Source organism: Streptomyces cyaneofuscatus (genome assembly GCF_000718135.1).
Lineage (GTDB): Bacteria > Actinomycetota > Actinomycetes > Streptomycetales > Streptomycetaceae > Streptomyces > Streptomyces cyaneofuscatus.
Window position 1 is genome coordinate 1 of the sequence record NZ_JOEM01000056.1, and the last position, 846, is coordinate 846.

General features: G+C 67.1%; 1 protein-coding gene. It reads left to right on the plus strand.

Going from position 1 to position 846, the window contains the following annotated elements; genetic code table 11:
- Nucleotides 1-74 precede the first annotated feature (74 nt).
- Nucleotides 75-830, plus strand: coding sequence for an IS5/IS1182 family transposase (locus IF17_RS0135715; protein ID WP_030575374.1), 756 nt, complete (start codon nucleotides 75-77; stop codon nucleotides 828-830).
- Nucleotides 831-846: the final 16 nt, after the last annotated feature.

Here is an 846-nt window from a genome sequence, read left to right on the forward strand (position 1 = left end):
ACGGATCTGCGGAACGACGAAGCTCCTGGTAGACGGGTTCACGACCAAGATCCACCGTCCGCCAGGAGCTTCGTATGCTTGTCTACCCGTCGTCTATCGACCTGTCCAGTCGCACCCTGCGGTTCCTGACCGGACGGCTCGTTGCCCGGCGAGGAGAGATCGGGACCCGGTGGCGACGTCTGACCGCCGGCCGTCAGGCTCTCCTCGCCCTGGCCCATCTGCGGTGCGGTGACACCTACACCCAGCTCGCCGCCGGGTTCGGGATCGGCATCGCGACCGCATACCGCTACATACGTAAAGCCGTCGACGTACTGGCCGCCCTCGCGCCCACCCTGGCCGAGGCTATGCGCATCGCGCGGACCAAGGCGTTCGTGATCCTGGACGGCACCCTGCTTCCGATCGACCGGATCGCCGCCGACACCCCGTACTACTCGGGCAAGCACAAGCGCCACGGCATGAACGTCCAAGTCCTCACCGACCCGTTCGGCCGCCTGCTGTGGGCCTCGCCCGCGCTGCCCGGTTCCACCCACGACCTGACCGCCACCCGCACCCACGGCATCGTCGAAGCACTCGCCGACGCCGACCTCAAGTGCTGGGCCGACAAGGCATACCAGGGCGCCGGCGGCTCCATCCGGGTTCCCTTCCGCGGCCGTCGCCTCAAGCGGTGGCAGCGCCGCCACAACAGCACACATGCCAAGATCCGCTGCCTCGGTGAGCAGGCCATGGCCACCCTGAAGACCTGGCGTCTCCTACGGAAACTCCGCTGCAGCACCAACCGCATCACAGCGATCGTCCAGGCCGTCCTCGTCCTTCATCACGCCTCAGCGTGAGGTTGGAAAAGGCTCA

Coding starts and splice junctions, on each gene's coding strand:
- IF17_RS0135715 (WP_030575374.1), top strand. CDS start 75: ATGCTTGTCTACCCGTCGTCTATCGACCTGTCCAGTCGCACCCTGCGG.